Source organism: Cupriavidus sp. SK-4, from assembly GCF_000611125.1.
Classification (GTDB): Bacteria; Pseudomonadota; Gammaproteobacteria; order Burkholderiales; family Burkholderiaceae; genus Cupriavidus; species Cupriavidus necator.
On record NZ_JFJW01000004.1, the window covers coordinates 17,024 to 36,673 of the forward strand.

A 19,650-nucleotide genomic window follows, 5' to 3' on the forward strand; every position below is an offset into this window, starting at 1 on the left:
CTGGCCGGTGCCGGCCAGGACGTTGCGCAGGGCGCGGTTGGCGCAGGGCGCGGCATGTCGGCGTTCGGCGTCAAGGGCGGTATCGGCACCGCTTCACGCCTGGCCGGTGGATATTGCGTGGGCGCGCTGGTGCTGGCCAATTTCGGCACGCCGGAATCGTTGACCGTGGCCGGCCGGCTGGTCGGTCCGGAACTGGTGCAGCGCCTGGCGCAGCCCGACACCGCGGCGCAACCGGAAAAAGGATCGATCATCATGATCGTCGCCACCGACGCCCCGCTGGACGCGCGCCAGCTGCGCCGGCTGTCGCTGCGCGCCGGCGCCGGGCTGGCGCGTACCGGCTCGGTGTTCGGGCATGGCTCGGGCGATATCGCACTCGCGTTCTCGACCGCGTATACCGTGCCGCACGACACCGCCCGGCCAATGCCGGCCGTCGCCATGCTGCATGAAACCCATCTCGACCCGCTGTTCCGCGCCGCGGCCGACAGCGTCGAGCAAGCCATCCTGCATGCCCTGTGGCATGCCGCTCCGGTGCAGGGCCGCGATGGCCACGGCCGGCGCGCACTACTGGACGTGATGCCCGAACTGGGCCGAACCGCCTGATGAAGATCCTTGTTTCCACTGATATCGAAGGCGTGGCTGGCGTCTTCCACGCCGAACAGACGCGCCCCGGCAACGGCGAATACGAACGCGCCCGGGCCTGGATGACGGGCGAAGCCAATGCCGCGGTCGAAGGCGCCTTTGCCGGCGGGGCCACCGAAGTACTGGTCAACGATTCGCACGGCGGCTTCCGCAACCTGCTGCCGGACCAGCTCGATCCGCGCGCGCGGGTGGTGCTGGGCAAGCCGCGCTACCTTGGCATGATGGCCGGCGTCGAGGCCGGAGTCGACGGCGTGCTGATGATCGGCTACCACGGCCGCGCCCAGAGCCGCGGCGTGCTGGCGCACACCATCAACAGCGGCGCCTTTGCGCGGGTCTGGCTCAACGGCAAGGAACTGGGCGAGGCGGGGCTGTACGCCGCGCTGGCCGGCGAGTTCGGCGCGCCAGTGCTGATGGCCAGCGGTGACGACGTCTTCGTGCAGGAAACCCATGCGCTGATGCCGTGGGTGCGCTATGTCGAGACCAAGTCCGCGAGCGGATTCGGCAGTGGCACCTCGCTGTCGCCGGCGGCGGCGCGCGAGGCCATTGCCGCAGCGGCGGCAAGCGCGGTGCGCGAACGCGCGCAGGCGCAATGCCTGCGCATCGCCGCACCGGTGACTTGCACCCTGCAGACTCTGACGCCCGCGCATGCGGACCTGTTCTGCCAATGGCCGACGCTGGAGCGCCGCGACGGCGTGACGCTGTCCTTCCAGGCCGATTCGGTCCAGGCGGCGGTGCGCATGCTGAACTGCCTGTCGGCGATGTCGTTCATGCTGAAGTAGGGCAGGGCATATTTGCCGGGGCGAGCGCGCAGATCGGCGACAATGGCGGGTCTAGCAACACAGGCATGACCCGCAACGCATGACCCAGGCACACGACGGGGGCTGGATCCCCGTGCGCAAGGACTTCGTCGACCCCGCCACGCGCTGCCATGCGCGGGGCGCGAGCCGCCGCCACCATGGCTTTCCGGCCGGGCAGGCCTATATCCTGCGCGACGCCGCAGGGCATGAATATCCCTTTGGCGACGACTGCGCGCGTGCCGCGGTGCCGCATGCTGGCCTGCTGCTGCAGGTGCCGGACTACACCGAGCGCGATGTGGTGCCGCGCACGGCCTTGCCCGAGGTGGCGCCCCCGGCCCGCCGCCGCGATCCCGCCCAGGCGCAGGCCGCCGAGCGCGCCGCCGCGATCCGCTACCTTGTGCTGCGCATGGAGAAGGTGGCCGCGGTGCCGCGCGTGCAGCCCACAGTGCGCTTCCCGGCGCTTGAGGGCGTCTACGAGCAGTACCAGCGCACCGGCGACATCGGCATGGCGCAGGTGCGCCGCATCCTGGCGATCGAGCGCAGCCCGTCCACCCCGCCGCGGCTGCGCGCCACCAACCTGCTGGACGTCTATACCGCGCATATCAAGCTGGAATGGCTGATCGCGGGGGCCAACAGCGTCGACAACATCCGCTTCCTGCGCAGCCTGCACGACTGGCTGGCCCGTCACCTGGTGCTGACCGCCGGCCAGCTGGCCGCGGCCGGGATCGAGATGCATCCGCAGGCGTTCACCTCGCCTGGCATCTGGGGGCCGGGGTCGGAGCCAACGCCGGCATCGCCCGGGTATGCATCCGGATCGCTGTTCTAGTGTCATGAGTTGCAAGTTCGTTGCATAAGTCCGCCGATAAGACGCACGATCCGTCGTCGCGAATGCTCGCAAGGCTCCAGCCTTGCTGCGCTTCGCTCCTAGTCTCGCACGCCTTCTCGACAGACTTATTTTTGCAACCAACTTCCAACTCATGACACTAGCAGCGGGTGGCAAGACCTGCGGATTTGGCGTCTAATGCCTGCATCGCATCCGCCGGTCACGCCATGAGCCATTTTTCTCGCAGCTACGCCGAAGCCCGCCAGAAGTTCCTTGACGCCGCGCGCACGGCCGGGGCCGCGCTGGCGCAGTTCCCGCATCCGACCAAGCGCGGCAGTGGCGGCGAGGACCTCGCGATCGACGTGGCGCTGGCCGGCCCGGCCGAGGCCCGCCGCTGCCTGATGGTGACCTCGGGCACGCATGGCGCCGAGGGCTTTGCCGGCTCCGGCGCGCAGGTGACGATGCTGCACGACGCCGCGCTGCTTGCCGATTGCGCCGCCGCCGACACCAGCCTGCTGCTGGTGCATGCGATCAATCCCTACGGTTTTTCCCACCTGCGCCGGGTCAACGAGGATAACGTCGACCTGAACCGCAATTTCATGGACTTCACCCAGCCGCTGCCGTACAACGAGGCCTATGCCGAGATCGCGCCGCTGCTGGTGCCGGCGCAATGGCCGCCGTCCGACACCGACCAGGCGCAACTGATGAAGGCCGTTGCCGAGCGCGGCATGCCGTGGTACCAGGCCGCGGTCAGCCGCGGCCAGTACCAGGACCCGGGTGGCATGTTCTACGGCGGCGACAAGGCTGCCTGGAGCAACTACACGCTGTGCCGCATCCTGGCGCGCTTCGGCGCCGGGCGCGAGGCGCTGCGCTGGATCGACGTCCATACCGGGCTGGGCCCCTGGGGCTATGGCGAGCCCATCCACATGGGCCCGGACACGCCGCAATCGCTCACGCGCACGCGCGCGATCTGGGGCGGGCGGGTGACCTCGATCTACGATGGCTCGTCGACCTCGGCCAACCTCACCGGGCTGGCCTGGCACGCGGTGCTGCAGACCCTGCCCACCACGGACTATGCCGGCATCGCGCTTGAGTTCGGCACGCTGCCGGTGGGCGAGGTGCTGGAGGCGCTGCGCGGCGACCACTGGCTGCACCAGCACCCGGAAGCCGACGAAAACCAGCGCGCGCTGGTCCGCCAGGCGATGTGGCGTGCCTTCTATGGCGATACCGACGACTGGCGCGAAGGCGTGGTGGCGCAGGTGACCGACGCAGTGCGGGACACCATTGCCTCCGTCTAGCCGGCATCAGCATCTGGCAGCAAGCGCCTTCTGGTAATGTCTCGATGTTGGCGGTAGAGTGCAGAGCCAGGCACTGCCGCCATGCCTTGGCCGGCACGTGCCGCAGCCGGGCGGCAGTCAGAAAATAACCAAGAACAAGACGGAAGAGGTCGGGGCGGGCCGGGGCGCATGATCCTGCGCGTCGCCGCGGCCTGGCGCACGGCGTCGCTTCCGGCATCAGCTCGGCAGGGAGGCCGGCGCGATGACCCTCTATGAACTGAAGCCCAGGTTCCAGGCCCGGTTGCGCCCCATGGTGCAAGACCTGGCGCAGCGCGGCGTGACTGCCAACCAGGTGACGCTGGCCGCTGCGGCCGGCTCCCTGGCGGTGGGCGTGCTGGCCACGCTGGGCATGCTGGTGGCCGAGTCCCCGGCGCTGTTCCTGCTGTTTCCCCTATGGTTGTTCCTGCGCATGGCGCTCAACGCCATCGACGGCATGCTGGCGCGCGAGCACGGCCAGCAAAGCGTACTGGGTGCCTACCTCAACGAGCTTGGCGACATTGCCTCGGACCTGGCACTGATCCTGCCGCTGGCCGCGCTGCCGGGCTTCAGCCTGGGCCAGGTCGGCACCTTCGCGCTGCTGGCGGTGATCGTCGAGGCCGCCGGGCTGATCGGCCCCCTGGCCGGGGCCAGCCGGCGCTATGACGGCCCGCTGGGCAAGAGCGACCGCGCCTTCGCGGTCGGCGCGATCGCGCTGTGGGCCGGTGTTGGCCTGGGCTTTGGCGCGGCCGCCAGCTGGCTGTGGCTGGTGCTGTCGCTGCTGTCGCTGGTCACGATTGCCAACCGGGTGCGCCGCGGTGTCGCCGAGGCCCAGTCCCGCACTGCGGAGTAGCGAGATGGACCGACCGTTAACCCGCCAGCCGCAAGAGCGGCATTTCGAGACCCACGACCGCCAGACGCTGTTCTATCGGCACTGGCCGGCGATGGAGGGCCCGGCGCGCGGCGCCGTGGTGCTGTTCCATCGCGGCCATGAGCATTCCGGCCGGGTCGCCCACCTGGCCGATGAACTGAACCTGCCCGGCTACGAGATCTTTGCCTGGGATGCGCGCGGCCACGGCCGTTCGCCCGGCGAGCGCGGCTACAGCCCCAGCCTGGCGGACTCGGTGCGCGATATCCAGACCTTCACCACCCATATCGCCGAGGTTCACGGCATCCCGCTGGAACGCACCGCGGTGATCGCGCAGAGCGTGGGCGCGGTGCTGGCCTCCACCTGGGTGCACGACTACGCGCCGCCGATCCGCGCGCTGGTGCTGGCCTCGCCGGCGTTCAAGGTCAAGCTCTACGTGCCCTTTGCGCGGCCGGGGCTGAAGCTGATGCAGCGCCTGCGCGGCAAGTTCTTCGTCAACAGCTACGTCAAGGCCAAATTCCTCACGCACGATCCAGAGCGCATCGCCAGCTACGACAGCGATCCGCTGATCACGCGCCCGATCGCGGTCAATATCCTGCTGGACCTGTACGAGACCGCGGAGCGCATCGTGGCCGATGCCGCGGCAATCACGGTGCCGACGCAGCTGCTGATCTCCGGCGCCGACTGGGTCGTGCATCGCGGGCCGCAGGACCGCTTCTATGAGCGCCTGGGTTCGCGCACCAAGGAGCGCATCGTGCTGGACGGCTTCTATCACGACACGCTCGGCGAGCGCGACCGCAAGCTGGCGGTCGATGCCGCGCGCCGCTTTATCCTGCGCGAATTCGAGATGCCGTCGGCGCCGCGCTCCTTGCTCGATGCCGACCAGATCGGCCCGTTCCGCGAGGAATCCGACCGCCTGGCGTCGGCGCCGGCCGGGCTGGCCGCCTGGTACTGGCGCGCGGCGCGGGCCAACCTGAAGCTGGGCGGAATGCTGTCGGACGGGGTGCGGCTGGGCCATGAGACCGGCTTCGACTCGGGCTCGACGCTGGACTACGTTTACCGCAACACGCCATCTGGCCGCGGCAAGCTGGGCCGGCTGGCCGACCAGCAGTACCTTGACGCAATCGGCTGGCGCGGCATCCGCCAGCGCAAGGTCCACGCCGAGGCGCTGATCGCCGAGGCCGTGCGGCGGCTGCGCGCGGCCGGCATGCCGGTGCGGATCGTCGATATCGCCGCCGGGCACGGGCGCTATGTGCTTGAGGCCCTGGGCGCGCTGGATGGCGGCGCCGCCGCGGTCGAGTCGATCCTGTTGCGCGACTACAGCCCGCTGAACGTCGAGCAGGGCCGCGCCCTGATCGCCGCCAAGGACCTGGCCGACGTGGCCCGCTTCGAGCAGGGCGATGCCTTCGACGGCGACAGCCTGGCGGCGCTGGCACCGGCGCCGACGCTGGCAGTGGTTTCCGGCCTGTACGAACTGTTCCCCGACAACGCGATGGTGCGGCGCTCGCTCGATGGCCTGGCGCGCGCGGTGCCGCCCGGCGGCTACCTCGTCTACACCGGCCAGCCCTGGCATCCGCAGCTGGAATTCATTGCGCGCGCGCTCACCAGCCACCGCGCCGGCGCCGCCTGGGTGATGCGCCGCCGCTCGCAGGCCGAGATGGACGAACTGGTGCGGGCCGCGGGCTTCGACAAGGTGACCCAGCGCATCGACCCGTGGGGCATCTTCACCGTCAGCCTGGCGCGCAGGCGCGGCGCATGAGCACGGTGCCGACGGAGGCTGGCGCCGGGGCGCGTCCGGAGCGGCCGGCGGGGCAGCGGCCCTGGGGACTGGCCTGCCTGCTGCTGGCGCTGGCCGGCGCGTTCTTTTTCTCCAGCTACGGCTTTGCCAACTGGCTGGCGAGCCAGCGCGCCAACGTGCCGGCGGTCTATTTCGAATGGGAGCGGGGGATTCCGTTCCTGCCGTGGACCATCCTGCCGTACTGGTCGATCGACCTGCTGTACGGCATCTCCTTCTTCCTGTGGCGCACGCGCGCGGCGCTGCTCACGCACGTCAAGCGGCTGGTGCTGGCGCAGCTGGTGTCGGTGGCATGCTTTATCGCCTTCCCGCTGCGCTTCAGCTTTGCCCGGCCCGAGGCCGACGGCCTGCCGGGCCAGCTGTTCACGCTGCTGGGCGGTTTCGACCTGCCGTTCAACCAGGCGCCGTCGCTGCATATCAGCCTGCTGGTGATCCTGTGGGTCGCCTTTGCGGCGCACCTGCGCGGCGGCTGGCGCTGGCTGCTGCACGGCTGGTTTGCGCTGATCGGGGTCTCGGTGCTGACCACCTGGCAGCACCACCTGATCGATGTGCCTACCGGCGCGCTGGTGGGCTGGCTGTGCGTTTACCTGTTCCCGATGCAACGGCCCGCTGCCGGTGCGCCGGATGCGCGCACGCGCCAGCTGTCGCGCCGCTACACCGTGGGAGCGCTGGTGGCGTTGCTGTGCGCGGTGCTGGCGCTGGGCGCGTCGGTGACGCTGGCGTTCCTGCTGCTGTGGGCCGCGCTGGCGCTGGCCTGCGTCGCCCGGATCTACGCGCTGGCCGCTCCGGCGTGGTTCCAGAAGGGCGGCGACGGGTCGATGGCGCTGGCCGCACGCTGGGTGCTGGCGCCTTACCTGCTGGGCGCCTTCCTCAATTCGCGCTGGTGGACGCGGCGCGCGCCGCAGCCCAGTGCCATCGCGGACGGCATCTGGGTTGGCCGCTTCCCGACCCGCGCCGAACTGCGCGCGATCGGGGCGGGCGCCGTACTCGACCTGACCGCCGAACTGCCGCGCGCAGCCACCGATCCGGCGCTTGGGTATCGTTGCGTGCCGGTGCTGGACCTGACCGTGCCGGCGCCGGAGCAGTTGGACCAGGCCGTGGCTCAACTCGACGCCTGGCACCGGCAGGGCCGCCGCGTGCTGGTCAGCTGCGCGCTCGGCTATTCGCGCAGCGCGCTGGTTGCCGCCGCATGGCTGGCGCGCCGGCAGGGACTGCGCGACGCCGGCGCTGCGCTGGCGTTGCTGCGCGAGCATCGCCCGGCGGTGGTGCTCGGGCGCGAACATGCGGAGGCGCTGCAACGCTGCCTGGACCGTCCCGCCATGCCGGAGCCCGATGATGGACGCTGAGTTCACGCAAGGCACTGATGCCTGGATCGCACACGCCGTCACCGGGGCGCTGTCGGGCGCCGTGTGGATCGGCGCGGCCGGGCTGGCTTTCGGCGTGGCCACGGCATGGCTGGGGGCGGCCACGCCGGTCCCGCGCGTGCTGGCGGCCGCTTCGCTGCTGCTGGCGCTGCCCCAGCTCTGGCTGCTGCTGCGCGTTGCCATCGACCGCCGCTTGTTCGATGCGCTCGCGGCCGGGCGGCAGGACCAGCCCGACCTGGCCGGATTGGACGCCGCGCTGCTCGAACTGGGCTGGATGCCGGCGCAACGCGCCGGCCGTCCGCTGCCGGACCGCGCCCGCGGCGCGCTGCGGCTGGTGCGCGCCAGCGCCGCGCTGACTGTGTGCCAGCTCGCGCTGGCCTTGCTGACCGTGATCCTGAGGTAACCAACCATGTGGCTTGCCCGCGCGACCGCGCGCGCCATCATCGTCTTCGCCCGGCTGTTGACCGGCATGCGCGCCAACTGGCAGGGCTGCATCCCCGCCGCGGTGCAGCGCGTCTACTTTGCCAATCACAGCAGCCACGGCGACTTCGTGCTGATCTGGGGCTGCCTGCCGCCCGACCTGCGCACCGTCACGCGCCCGGTGGCCGGTGCCGACTACTGGGAGCGCTCGCCGCTGCGGCGCTTTATCGGCCGCGACGTATTCCACGCGCTGCTGATCGACCGCACCCGCAGCGAACCGGGCAGCGACCCGGTGGCGCTGATGCACGGCGCGCTGGCATCCGGCGACTCGCTGATCCTCTTTCCCGAAGGCACGCGCAATACCACCGACGCGCGCCTGCTGCCGTTCAAGAGCGGCATCTACCACCTGGCGCGGGCCTGCGCCGGGGTGGAGTTCGTGCCGGTGTGGATCGACAACCTCAACCGCGTGATGCCCAAGGGCGAAGTCGTGCCGGTGCCGCTGCTGTGCACCGTCACCTTTGGCCAGCCGGTGCTGCTGGCCGCCGAGGAAAGCAAGGAAGCCTTCCTTGCGCGCTGCCGCGACGGCCTGCTCGCGCTTGCCCCGGAGCTGGAATGACCGCCATGCCCACCTTGCACTGGAGCCCCGAGACCTGGCTGCTGTTCGGCGGCCTGTTCGGCGTGCTGCTGCTGGCCTCCACCGTGACCGCGCTGCTGCGCTGGCGGGTGGCGGGCGGCGGCCAGCACGCGGTGATCGACAACCTGGCGCAGCGCGTCTGGGCCTGGTGGTGGATGATCGGCATCATGGGCGTGGCCTTTGCTCTGGGCCGCACCGCGGTGATCGTGCTCTTCTACCTGCTCTCGTTCTTCGCGCTGCGCGAGTTCGTCACCATCATCACCACGCGGCGCGGCGACCATCACGCCATCGTCGCCGCCTTCTTCGTGTTCCTGCCGCTGCAGTACGTGCTGGTCTATATCGGCTGGTACGGCATGTTCTCGATCCTGATCCCGGTCTATGCCTTCCTGATCCTGCCGATCCTGGCGGCGCTGTCGTCCGAGACCACGCGCTTCCTGGAGCGCTGCGCCGGGGTGCAGTGGGCGGTGATGGTGTGCGTGTTCTGCATCTCGCACGTGCCGGCGCTGCTGACGCTGCCGATCCCGGGCTTCGAAGGCCGCAACCTGCTGCTGATCGCCTTCCTGGTGATCGTGGTGCAGGGCAGCGACGTGCTGCAGTATGTGTGGGGCAAGCTGTGCGGCAAGCGCAAGATCGCGCCGCTGCTGTCGCCGTCGAAGACCGTCGAGGGCTTTGTCGGCGGCGTGGCCAGTGCCACCGCGCTGGGCGCGGCGCTGTGGTGGATCACGCCGTTCTCGCCGTGGCAGGCCGGCGCGATTGCGCTGGTGATTGCGCTGATGGGCTTCCTGGGCGGGCTGGTGATGTCGGCGATCAAGCGCGACCGCGGCATCAAGGACTGGGGCCATATGATCCAGGGCCACGGCGGCATGCTGGACCGGCTGGACTCAGTGGTGTTCGCCGCGCCGGTGTTCTTCCATATCACCCGCTACTGGTGGGTGCCCTGAGCACCCCGGCCCTCACAGCTCCATTTCCTCGCACCACGCCACCACCGCATCGCGGAAGTCCTGGCAGATCGGCGACAGGTAGCCATCGGCGCGCCACAGCACGGCCAGCTCATGCTGCCACGACATGCCCGGCGCCTCGATCGCGGCCAGCCCCTGGCCCTCGGCCTGGTGCAGCATGCGCGGCGGCATGATGCCGAGCAGGTCCGAGTGCCGCAGCAGCTCGCCGAAGGCCACCGGCGACGCCGTGCTTTCCACCGCCACGCGCGGCGGCGGCAGCCCGACCGAGGTAAACCGTTCCTCCAGCCACTGGCGCAGGTAGAGCGAACTGGCCGGCACTACCCAGCGCTCGCCGCTCAGGTCGGCCAGCGTGCGGAAACCCTCGCGGCGCGGATGGCCGGTGCGGGACACGATCTGCATGGTCAGCGGACCGAGCGGCAGCCAGGCAATGTCCGGCGGCAGGCTGGTCGGGCGCGCGCCCAGGATCAGGTCGGCCTCGCCGTTCTGCAGCATCGCCATCAGGCGCGCGCTCAGGTGGGTCTCGATCGAGAACGTGGCCAGCGGCCGGCTCAGGAAGAAGCGGGCCAGCAGCGGCGACAGCAGCGACGGCAGCAGGTAGGGGATGGCGCCCAGGCGCACCGTGCCCGCGCGCGCCGCGCGCTGCTCGGCCAGTTCGTTGCGCATGTCGCCCGCGGCCAGCGAGATCCGGCGCGCATGGGCGACCAGGGTGCGGCCCACGCTGGTCGGCACCAGCCCGCGCGGGGTGCGCTCGAACAAGGGCATGCCGGCTTCGCCTTCCAGCCGCGCCAGCGTCTTGGACAGGCCGGACTGGGTCATGCCGAGGGTGTCGGCGGCGCGGTGCAGGTTGCCTTGCTCGATGACAACCAGGAAGGCTTCAAGATCCTCGAATCGCATGGGGCGTGATGGCGCTGGGGTCGGTGCGGGCCATTGTAGCGCCGCACCTCCCCCGCGCCGGTCACGCAGGTCTTACTGCGGCTCAGGCCATTGCCGCTGGGGTTCCGAGGCGCGCTCGAACCAGTGCGCCAGCTGCAGCACGCCCAGGTCGTCAAAGCGCCGGCCGGAGATCTGCAGCCCGATGGGCAGGCCGTCGCGCGACATGCCGCAGGGGATCGATGCCGCGGGCTGTTCGGAGTGGTTGAACACCGCTGTGAAGTGAGAGTCCTTGAGCGGCAGGTCGCCGCCGCTGTTGATGGCATCGGCGGCGAAGGGCAGCACCGGAGACACCGGCGAGATCACGAAATCATAGGGCTGGGTCGCGGCCACGGTGGCCTCGCGCAGCTGCTGCATGCGCGTGAAGGCCTGGAAGGTCTGCTCCGGCGTGAGCGTGCCGGCAAACTCGGCGGCCTTGCGGATATAGCCTGCCGCCAGGCTGGCGCGCTCCGGCGGCATCCCGGCCAGGTCGACCCGGCAGCGCATGGTGAAGAAGTGCGCCATGCCGATGCGCATGTCCATGGTGGTCCAGTCGCGCACGGGTTCGACCACGGCACAGCCTTGCTCGAACAGGCGCGCCGCCGCCAGCACCGCCGCGCGGACTTCGGCATCGACCTGCCAGTCGCCGGTCGGTTCCAGCCACAGGCCGATGCGCAGCCCGCGGATATCGCGCTCAAGCTGCTGCCAGGCGATGTCCTGCGGCGGCAGGCTCATGTAGTCGCGGGCATCGGGGCGCGAGATGGCCTGCATCGCCAGCGCGGCGTCGGCCACAGTGCGCGTCAGCGGGCCGACCACGCGCGCGGCGGCTGGCGGATGGACCGGCACGCGGCCCTGGCTGGGCTTCAGGCCGAAAACGCCGCAGAAGCTGGCGGGAATACGCACCGAGCCGCCGATATCCGTGCCCAGGTGGATCGGGCCGTAGCCCGCCGCAGCTGCGGCGCCGGCGCCGGAACTGGAGCCGCCGGTGTTGCGGTCCAGGTTCCACGGGTTGCGCGTGAGCGGATGGAAGCTGGACGGCGCCGCGCCCAGGAAGCCGAAATCCGGCATGGTGGTCTTGCCGACCACGATTGCGCCGGCCTCGAGCAGGCGCGCCGCGGCCGGCGCATCGGCCGGTGCCGGCGCCAGCACGGTGGCGGCGCTGCCGAGCGGCACCGGCGTGCCGCGCGTGGCGATGTTCTCCTTCAGCGTCACCGGCACGCCGTCGAGCGGGCCGTTCGGGGTGCCGGCCAGCCAGCGCGCCTCGGCGCTGCGCGCGGCGGCCAGCGCTTGCTCGGCATGCACCACGTACATCGCACGGATGCCGGGCTCCCAGTGTTCGATGCGGTCCAGCACCGACTGCATGACTTCGACCGGGGAGAGTTCGCGCTGGCGGTAGTTCCTGAGCAGGTCGGCGGCGCTTAGTGCGTAGAGCGGAGTTTTCATGGTTTTGTCCGAGAGGGTTGGCTGGCGCTTGGGAATCTGCATGGCCGGCGTTACTGCACACCGAACGGGTAATGGCGTCCCGGCGCGGCGGCCAGCAGCGCGCGGGTGTAGTCCTGGCGCGGCGACAGCACGACGTCGCGCGTGGCGCCTTGCTCGACCACGCGGCCCTTGTGCATGACGATCAGGCGGTCGCACACCTGGCTGGCCACGCGCAGGTCGTGGGTGATGAAGAGGATGCCGATGGCAAGCCGCTGCTGGATATCGGCCAGCAGCTTCAGGATCTGCGCCTGCACCGAGACGTCCAGTGCCGACACCGCTTCATCGGCGATCAGCACGCGCGGCTCGCACGCCAGCGCGCGGGCGATGCAGATGCGCTGGCGCTGGCCGCCGGAGAACTCGCTGGGGTAGCGGTGCAGCGCGTCGGGCCGCAGCCGCACCAGTTCCATCAGCGACTCGGCGCGTTGCCACGCCTGCGCGGGCGTCGCGCCGAAATTGACCGCGCCTTCGACGATCGACTGGCCCACCGTGCGGCGCGGATTGAGCGAGCGGTTGGGGTCCTGGAACACCACCTGCACCATGCGCCGGAACGAGGACAGCTGCGCGCGGCGCGGCAGTTGCTGCGCGGCTTCGGGCAGGACCTGGATATTGCCCGCGGACGGTTCGATCAGCCGCGCGATGCAGCGCGCCACCGTGGACTTGCCCGAGCCGGACTCGCCCACGATGCCGACGGTCTCGCCCGCCCGCACCTGCAATGACACATCGGCGGCCGCCTCGACCACGCGGCGCCGGCCCGGCCAGGCTCCCGCGACATAGGTCTTGCCGATGCCGCTGGCGTCGAGCAGCAACGGCCGCTGCGCCACCGACGGGCGCTGCGCGGGCTCCAGTCCCGGCACGGCATTGAGCAGCATGCGCGTGTAGTCCGCCTCGGGCTGGCGCAAGACCCGGTCCTTCGGCCCGCTTTCCACCTGGCGGCCAAGCTGCAGCACCACCACCTGGTCGGCAATGTCGGCGACCACGCCGAAGTCGTGCGTGATGAACAGCACCGCGGTCTGGTTCTCGTGCTGCAGTTCGCGCACCAGTGCCAGGATCTCGGCCTGCGTGGTCACGTCCAGCGCGGTGGTGGGCTCATCGCACACCAGCAGGGCCGGGCGCAGGATCAGCGCCATGGCGATGACGATGCGCTGGCGCTGCCCGCCGGACAGCTGGTGCGGATAGGCGTCGTAGATCCGCTCGGGATCCGGCAGCCGCACGCGCGCAAAGATCGACAGCACGCGCTCGCGCCGCTGCGCGGCGCCCAGGCTGGTGTGCTGCGCCAGCATTTCCTCGACCTGCCGGCCGCAGCGCATGACCGGGTTCAGCGCGGTCATGGGTTCCTGGAACACCATGGCCACGCCGGTGCCGCGCAGTTCGCGCCGGCGTGCTGGGGAGGCTGCCAGCAGGTCTTCGCCGGCCAGGGCGATGCCGCCCCCCGAGACCTTCAGGCCTTCGGGCAGCAAGCCCATCACCGCGCGCGCGACCACGGACTTGCCTGAGCCCGATTCGCCCAGCAGGCAGACCACTTCGCCGGGCATGACGTCGAAGGAAACCCCCTGGACCGCATGCGGCCGGTCGGCGCCGGGCGGCAGGTCGATGCGCAGGTCGCGCACGCGCAGGCAGGGCGTGGCCGAGTCCGCGGCCGCGGTCGTGTTTGCTGGCATCATCAGGCGCTCCGCTTGCTGAACTTGGGGTCAAGGGTGTCGCGCAGGCCGTCGCCGAGCATGTTGACGGCCAGCACGGTTACCGCCAGGAAGGCGCCGGGCAGCAGCACGCTGTGCGGATGCGCGGTGAAATGGGCGCGTCCCTCGGCCATGATGTTTCCCCAGGTGGGGATGTCGGTGGGCAGGCCGATGCCGAGGAAGGACATCACCGCTTCCACCAGCATCGCGCCGGCGCAGATGAAGGTGCCCTGCACCAGCAGCGGCGCGATGGTATTCGGCAGGATGTGGCGCAGCATCAGTTTCCAGGTCGGCGTATCGAGCGCGATGGCGGCTTCGACATAAGGCTCCTCACGCACCGACAGCACCACCGACCTGACCAGGCGCGCCACGCGCGGCGTGTCGGGCACGGTCATGGCCACGATCACCGTCAGCAGGCTGGGCCGCCAGGCCGCCACCAGCACGATGGCGAAGAGGATGCCGGGAATGGCCATCATGCCGTCCATCACGCGCATGATGAAGCCGTCCAGCCAGCGCACATAGCCCGATACCAGCCCGACCGCCAGCCCCAACAGCACCGAGGCCAGCGCCACCGACACCCCGACCGCCAGCGAGACCCGCGCGCCGTACAGCGTGCGGCTCCAGATGTCGCGGCCCAGGCTGTCGGTGCCCAGCGGGAACAGGCGTTCGAAGGCGTCGCCAGCCAGCGTCACGATCTCGGCGCGCGTGAAGGGAGGCAGCTGGCTGCTGGCGGGGTCCATGGTGTTGGGATCGATGGTGTAGAGCCAGGGCGCGGCCACGGCAAGGAACAGCATCAGGCCGAGGATGGCGCCGCCGGCGCGCACGGCACCGTTGGCCAGCACCGCGCGCAGCCGCGAGGGACGGGCGCCGGTGCCGGGCGGGGCGGATTCGATGGCAGTGGTGAGTGAGGTCATGGGGCTCTCAGTAGCGAATGCGGGGATCGAGCAGCAGATAGCTCGCGTCCACCACCAGGTTGATGACCACGTACGAGACCGAGAAGAACAGGGTGATGCCCTGGATCAGCGGGTAGTCGCGCGAGAGCACGGCATCCACCGTGAGCTGGCCGACACCGGGGATGGCGTAGATGCTCTCGGTCACGACCACGCCGCCGATCAGGCCGGCCACGCTCAGCCCGATCACGGTGGCGATCGGGACCGCGGCATTGGCCAGCGCATGGCGCGTCAGCATGCGCCACTCTGGAATGCCCTTGGCGCGCGCGGTCTGCACGAAGTCCTCGGTCAGCGCTTCGGACACGGCGGCGCGGGTCGTGCGCGCCACCAGCGCGCACGACATCACCGACAGCGTGATGCAGGGCAGGGCCAGGTTGCGCAGCCATGGCCAGATGCCGTCGGCCAGGCGGCTGTAGCCCTGCGATGGCAGCCAGCCCAGGTGCAGCGAGAACACCCAGATCATCAGGTAGCCGGCCACGAAGATCGGCACCGAGAAGCCCAGCACGGAGCCGCCCATCACCAGGCGGTCGAGCCAGCGGCCGCGCCGGTAGGCGGCCAGCGTGCCCAGCGGTACCGCCGTCAGCACGGTCAGCACGATGGTCAGCGCCGCCACCGAGAGCGTGGGCTCCAGCCGCTGCGCGATCAGGGTGGTCACGGGCATCTTGTAGAAGAAGGAATAGCCCAGGTCGCCGCCCAGCACGTGGCCGAGCCAGCCGATGAACTGTCGCGGCAGCGCTTCATCCAGCCCGAGCTGGGTGCGGATGCGGGCGATGTCTTCCACGCTGGCGGCATCGCCGGCAATGGCCGCGGCCGGGTCGCCGGGCGTGAGCCGCAGCAGCGTGAAGACGATGACAGCCACCACCGCCAGCACTGGCACCGTGGCCAGGCTGCGGCGGACCAGGAAATTCATCATGGCACTACCTCGTTGGGGGAAAGGGAGGTCAGCAGGCTGGCGGCACGGCAGCCGGGGCCGCTGGTGGCGATCCCGCGCGAGGGCGGGACCGCGGGCGCTGCGGCGGGCTATTGCTTGCGCACGTTCCAGTACAGCACCGCCGGTGCCGGCAGCAGGCCGCTGATTGCGCCGCTGCGCACCACGGTGGGCGCCTTGCCTTCGCCGACGGGCGCCAGAATGCCGCTTTCGATGGCGCGCAGCTGGATCCTGGTGGCAATGTCCTTGCGCTGCGCGGCGTCCGCGGTTTCGATGAAGCGGGTCTTGAGGGTTTCCAGCTCGGCGTCTTCCGGCCAGCCGAAGTAGCCGCGGTCGCCGTTGCCGGTCAGCGGGCTGTAGGTGATGGGGCTGCTGGCGTCGACGCCGCCCCAGAAGGTGATGTAGGCATTCCAGCCGCCTTTCTCGGGCGGTTCCTTCCTGGTGCGGCGCGTGATCAGGGTGCTCCAGTCGGTAGCCTGCACGTCGACATTGAAGCCCACCTGCTTGAGCAGCTGGCCGTAGACCACCGGCAGACGGCTTAGCGCGGGGGCATCGCCCGGCAGCATGATCACCACTGGCTTGCCGTCATAGCCGGACTCCTTGAGCAGCTTGCGCGCCTGTTCGAACTGCGGCTTGCCGGTGAAGAAGCCGGTCTGGTCGCTGGCATAGGGCGAGCCGCACAGGTAGATCGAGGCGCACGGCTTGTAGAAGTCGCGGTAGGTGGCCTGCGCGCGCAGCATCGCTTCCTGGTTGATCGCCAGCATCGCCGCCTTGCGCACCCTGGCGTCATTGAACGGCGGCACCTTGTGGTTATAGATCACGGTGAAGGGGCCGGCGGGCATGATGTCGAACATCTGCACCCGCTTGTCGGTGCGCAGTTGCGGATAGTGCGATGCCGGCACGACCTCGAGGATATCCACCTCGCCGTTGAGCAGCGCGTTCACCTGGGTCTGCGTATCGCGCAGGAACACCCATTCGACGCGGTCGACGTGCACGGTCTTGCCGCCGGCCAGGCCGGACGGCGCATCCTTGCGCGGCACATAGCCGGGATTGCGGCGGTAGACCACGCGGTCGCCGGGCCGGAAGTCCTCCTTCTTCAGCGTGAACGGGCCGGAGCCGGTCAGGTCGTCGATCTGCTTGTCGGCAGGCGTTTCGGCGACACGCTTGGGCATGATGAACGGCACCAGCGGGCTGGGCTTGCCCAGCGCATCCAGCACCGCGCCGAAGGGCTGGCGGAAGGTCATGCGCACCGTGGCCGGGCCTTCGGCGGTGATGCTGGCCATGGCTTCATACATGCGCTGGCCCAGCACGTCGCGCTTGCCCCAGCGCGCCAGCGAGGCGATTACGTCCTGCGCTGTGACCGGGGTGCCGTCATGGAACTTGAGCCCTGGCCGCAGCGTGAAGGTCCATGTCTTGTTGTCGGCGCTGGTGGTGGTCTTTTCCACCATCTGCGGCCGGATCACGCCCTTCTCGTCCATGCCGAACAGGGTGTCGTAGATCATGAGGCCATGGTTGCGCGTGATGTTCGCGGTGGTCCAGACCGGGTCCAGGATCTTCAGGTCGGACGACGGCACGGTGCGCAGCACGGTCTCGGCGATTGCGCTGCCGGCGGACATGCATGCCAGGGCGCACAACGCGACGGCACCGGCACGGCGAAGCGGGATTGCAGACATCATGGTCATCATCTCTCGGGGGCAGGGTGGGGTGACAAAGGGCGCCGGTCAGGGCGTGGTGGTGCCGCGCTCGCGCAGCTTCTGGAGATACCGCTCGAAGGACTCGCGCGAGGCCGCTTCGGCTTCGATCAGCTTGACCAGCGTGGCGCGCAGCGCGTCGATCTCGGCCGGCGTCAGGCAGTGCAGGAAGCCCGCTTCCAGCTCGATGCCGAGCGGCTCGGCGCGCCGCACCAGGTCGACGCCGGCCTCGCTCAGGTACAGGCACACCTGGCGCGCGTCTTCCGTGCTGATCTCGCGCTGCACCAGGTCGCGCTTGACCAGCGCGCCAACCAGCTTGGACGCCAGCGTCTTCTCGATCGCAGACTGCTGCACCAGCTGGCCCATGGTGATGCCGGGCGCCAATCCGATCATCCGCAGCAGGCGGATGTCCCGCAGCGAGACCCCGAATTTCTCTTCATACACGCGCGAGCCGCGTTCGCGCGTGCGCTCGGCGGCCATGTCGAGCAGGATGTTGATGTAGTCGGACTTGAGCCGGAGGGCGCGTGGCATGAATAGATGAAAAATTCGATAGTTGAAAATTTCAACAAATAATAGTGACCGGGGCGGGCGCTGGGCCATGAGGGATTTCCCGGGGTAGGGCAATGCGGCGCTGCGCCATGCCTGGCAGGACTTGGCCCACGCCGCGCGGGAATCACGCCAGGCGGGGTGCTGGCCTAGACTGCGTTGGCATCCCTCGCGCACCGCACTCCCGCGGACACCACAGAAGGGAGCCAGGACAGGAGACACACCGATGCAACACCGTTCCGCACGGCTGCCCGCAGCCGTGGCCGCCATGCTGCTGGCGGCCATCCCGGCGGCAGTCTGCGCCGCCGATCCCGCCTCTGCCGAACCCTATCCGTCGCGCCCGCTCACCATCGTGGTGCCGTCGGTGGCGGGCAATGTGAACGACGCCGTGGCGCGGCTGATCGGGCAGGAGCTGACCAGGAGCTGGGGCCAGCCGGTCATCGTCGACAACAAGCCTGGCGCGGGCACCACCACGGGCACCAAGTACGTCGCCCGCGCGGCAAAGGACGGTTACACCGCGCTGTTGACCTTCACCGCGCACGTGCAGAACCCGTCGCTGTATCGGGGTATCGGCTATGACCCGATCGCGGACTTCGCGCCGGTCAGCGAGGTGGCGATTTCGTCCACCATCCTGGCGGTGTCGCCGGACTTCCCGGCGCGCACGCTGCCGGAGGTGGTGGCGCTGCTCAAGGCCAATCCCGGCAAGTATCCATATGGGTCGTATGGCGCGGGCACGACCGGCCATATCCTGGGAGAGCTGCTCAAGCGCGAGGCCGGGGTGCAGATGGAACACGTCGCGTACAAGGGCGGTGCGCCGCTGGCCACCGACCTGGCGGCCGGCCATGTGAAGCTGGGCCTTATTGCCGTGGGCACGGCCATGCCGCTGCTGCAGGGCGGCAAGCTGGTGCCGGTGGCGATCGCCGGCGCGGAGCGTTCGGCGCTGCTGCCCAAGGTGCCGACCTTCCGGGAGGCCGGCTACAAGGGCTTCGAGCCCGATGCGTGGATGGGCCTGCTGTTCCCCGCTGGCGTGCCCAGGGCAAGGGTCGATGCCTTGTCGCGCGAGGTCGCGCGCATCGTGCGGCTGCCGGAGATCGCGAAGAAGATGCAGGACCTGAACCTGGTGCCGATCGGCAGCACGCCGGAAGCCTTCGCCACGGTGATGAAGAACGACCGCGACAAATGGAGCCGCATTATCAGCGATGTCGGCATCACGCTCGAATGACAGGAGTGCCGATGCAAGAGACCGATTACCTGGCGCTGGTCTGCTCCCGCTGGTGCCATTGGAGCGAGCTGGAACTGCAACGCCTCCCGCGCCAGCCGCTGGCGCCGGGCCAAGTGCGCATCCGTGTGCGCCATGCCGGCGTGGGCTTTGCGCTGAGCCTGTTTGTGTCCGGCAAGTACCAGCGCAAGCCGCCGCTGCCGTTCACCCCCGGCACCGAGGTCGCGGGCGAGATCATCGAGGTGGCGCCTGATGTCACCCGCCTGCACCCGGGCCAGCGCGTGGCCGCGGCGCTGGACTGGGGCGGCATTGCCGAGGAAGCGGTGGCTACGGCCGACACGGTCTATCCGGTGCCTGACGGGCTGGAGCTGGCCCAGGCGGCGGCGCTGCCCGTCACCTATGGCACGGTCTGGGCCGCGCTGGCCTGGCGCGCCGCGCTGCAGCCGGGAGAAACCATGCTGGTCCATGGCGCCAGCGGCGCGCTGGGCACGGCCGCGGTGCAGGTGGGCCGGCTGATGGGCGCGCGCGTGATCGCCACCGCCAGCACCGAGGCCAAGCGCGAGGCGGCGCTGCGCAACGGCGCCGCGCATGCGCTGCCGTCCGACGCGGCCGCGCTGGCGGCAGCGGGCCAGGCGCC

General features: G+C 70.0%; 19 protein-coding genes. 12 read left to right on the plus strand and 7 right to left on the minus strand.

The window, feature by feature from the left end:
- From CF68_RS37890 to CF68_RS01115, 10 genes are all read left to right on the plus strand, one after another.
- On the plus strand, positions 1-600 hold a 600-nt coding region (locus CF68_RS37890; RefSeq protein WP_235205629.1), incomplete at its 5' end, for a P1 family peptidase.
- Positions 600-1,418 carry a M55 family metallopeptidase gene (locus CF68_RS01075; protein ID WP_035815453.1) on the plus strand — a complete coding sequence of 273 codons (819 nt, stop codon included), beginning with the start codon at positions 600-602 and terminating at the stop codon, positions 1,416-1,418. The genes CF68_RS37890 and CF68_RS01075, both read left to right, overlap by 1 nt.
- 79 nt (positions 1,419-1,497) lie before the next feature.
- Positions 1,498-2,262: a hypothetical protein gene (locus CF68_RS01080; RefSeq protein ID WP_035815454.1), complete on the plus strand. Its 765-nt coding sequence runs from the start codon at positions 1,498-1,500 to the stop codon at positions 2,260-2,262.
- Positions 2,263-2,486: 224 nt separating this feature from the next.
- A complete protein-coding gene (locus tag CF68_RS01085; protein ID WP_035815456.1) occupies positions 2,487-3,557 on the plus strand; it encodes a M14 family metallopeptidase in 1,071 nt (356 codons plus the stop codon).
- 241 nt (positions 3,558-3,798) lie between these two features.
- Entirely contained in the window at positions 3,799-4,425 is a 627-nt protein-coding gene (locus tag CF68_RS01090; protein WP_035815458.1) for a CDP-alcohol phosphatidyltransferase family protein, read from the plus strand.
- Positions 4,426-4,429: 4 nt separating this feature from the next.
- Entirely contained in the window at positions 4,430-6,199 is a 1,770-nt protein-coding gene (locus CF68_RS01095; protein ID WP_035815460.1) for a bifunctional alpha/beta hydrolase/class I SAM-dependent methyltransferase, read from the plus strand.
- Complete coding sequence (locus CF68_RS01100; RefSeq protein ID WP_035815461.1) at positions 6,196-7,581, plus strand: phosphatase PAP2/dual specificity phosphatase family protein; 1,386 nt, start codon at positions 6,196-6,198, stop codon at positions 7,579-7,581. The genes CF68_RS01095 and CF68_RS01100 overlap by 4 nt, the downstream gene beginning before the upstream one ends.
- Positions 7,568-8,002 (plus strand): hypothetical protein, encoded by a 435-nt coding sequence (locus CF68_RS01105; RefSeq protein WP_235205630.1) that lies wholly within the window; start codon positions 7,568-7,570, stop codon positions 8,000-8,002. The genes CF68_RS01100 and CF68_RS01105 overlap by 14 nt, the downstream gene beginning before the upstream one ends.
- Before the next feature lie 6 nt (positions 8,003-8,008).
- Positions 8,009-8,635 carry a 1-acyl-sn-glycerol-3-phosphate acyltransferase gene (locus tag CF68_RS01110; RefSeq protein WP_035815463.1) on the plus strand — a complete coding sequence of 209 codons (627 nt, stop codon included), beginning with the start codon at positions 8,009-8,011 and terminating at the stop codon, positions 8,633-8,635.
- A complete protein-coding gene (locus tag CF68_RS01115) occupies positions 8,632-9,594 on the plus strand; it encodes a phosphatidate cytidylyltransferase (RefSeq protein ID WP_010814200.1) in 963 nt (320 codons plus the stop codon). Before CF68_RS01110 ends, CF68_RS01115 begins: the two co-directional genes overlap by 4 nt.
- Positions 9,595-9,606: 12 nt before the next feature.
- Here CF68_RS01115 and CF68_RS01120 read toward each other — a convergent pair whose 3' ends face one another.
- The 7 genes from CF68_RS01120 to CF68_RS01150 all read right to left on the minus strand — a co-directional run bounded on the left by CF68_RS01120 (position 9,607) and on the right by CF68_RS01150 (position 17,779).
- The gene (locus tag CF68_RS01120; RefSeq protein WP_035815464.1) at positions 9,607-10,506 is read right to left on the minus strand and encodes a LysR family transcriptional regulator; all 900 of its coding nucleotides are present in this window, start codon (positions 10,504-10,506) and stop codon (positions 9,607-9,609) included.
- 72 nt (positions 10,507-10,578) lie between these two features.
- Positions 10,579-11,964 carry an amidase gene (locus tag CF68_RS01125; RefSeq protein WP_035815562.1) on the minus strand — a complete coding sequence of 462 codons (1,386 nt, stop codon included), beginning with the start codon at positions 11,962-11,964 and terminating at the stop codon, positions 10,579-10,581.
- A 50-nt stretch (positions 11,965-12,014) separates the two neighbouring features.
- Positions 12,015-13,664 (minus strand): ABC transporter ATP-binding protein, encoded by a 1,650-nt coding sequence (locus CF68_RS01130; protein ID WP_035815466.1) that lies wholly within the window; start codon positions 13,662-13,664, stop codon positions 12,015-12,017.
- Positions 13,664-14,593 carry an ABC transporter permease gene (locus tag CF68_RS01135; RefSeq protein ID WP_051591347.1) on the minus strand — a complete coding sequence of 310 codons (930 nt, stop codon included), beginning with the start codon at positions 14,591-14,593 and terminating at the stop codon, positions 13,664-13,666. The genes CF68_RS01130 and CF68_RS01135 overlap by 1 nt, the downstream gene beginning before the upstream one ends.
- 7 nt (positions 14,594-14,600) lie before the next feature.
- Positions 14,601-15,542 (minus strand): ABC transporter permease, encoded by a 942-nt coding sequence (locus CF68_RS01140; RefSeq protein ID WP_035815468.1) that lies wholly within the window; start codon positions 15,540-15,542, stop codon positions 14,601-14,603.
- Between the two features lie 107 nt (positions 15,543-15,649).
- Complete coding sequence (locus CF68_RS01145; protein ID WP_051591349.1) at positions 15,650-17,233, minus strand: ABC transporter substrate-binding protein; 1,584 nt, start codon at positions 17,231-17,233, stop codon at positions 15,650-15,652.
- Between the two features lie 45 nt (positions 17,234-17,278).
- The gene (locus CF68_RS01150) at positions 17,279-17,779 is read right to left on the minus strand and encodes a MarR family winged helix-turn-helix transcriptional regulator (protein ID WP_063832544.1); all 501 of its coding nucleotides are present in this window, start codon (positions 17,777-17,779) and stop codon (positions 17,279-17,281) included.
- 241 nt (positions 17,780-18,020) lie between these two features.
- Between CF68_RS01150 and CF68_RS01155 the strand changes: the two genes are divergently transcribed.
- Both CF68_RS01155 and CF68_RS37895 read left to right on the plus strand, forming a co-directional pair.
- On the plus strand, positions 18,021-19,016 hold the full coding sequence (locus CF68_RS01155) for a tripartite tricarboxylate transporter substrate binding protein (protein ID WP_035815471.1): 996 nt from the start codon (positions 18,021-18,023) through the stop codon (positions 19,014-19,016).
- An 11-nt stretch (positions 19,017-19,027) separates the two neighbouring features.
- Positions 19,028-19,650: alcohol dehydrogenase catalytic domain-containing protein (locus CF68_RS37895; protein WP_235205631.1), on the plus strand; the 623-nt coding region annotated here is incomplete at its 3' end.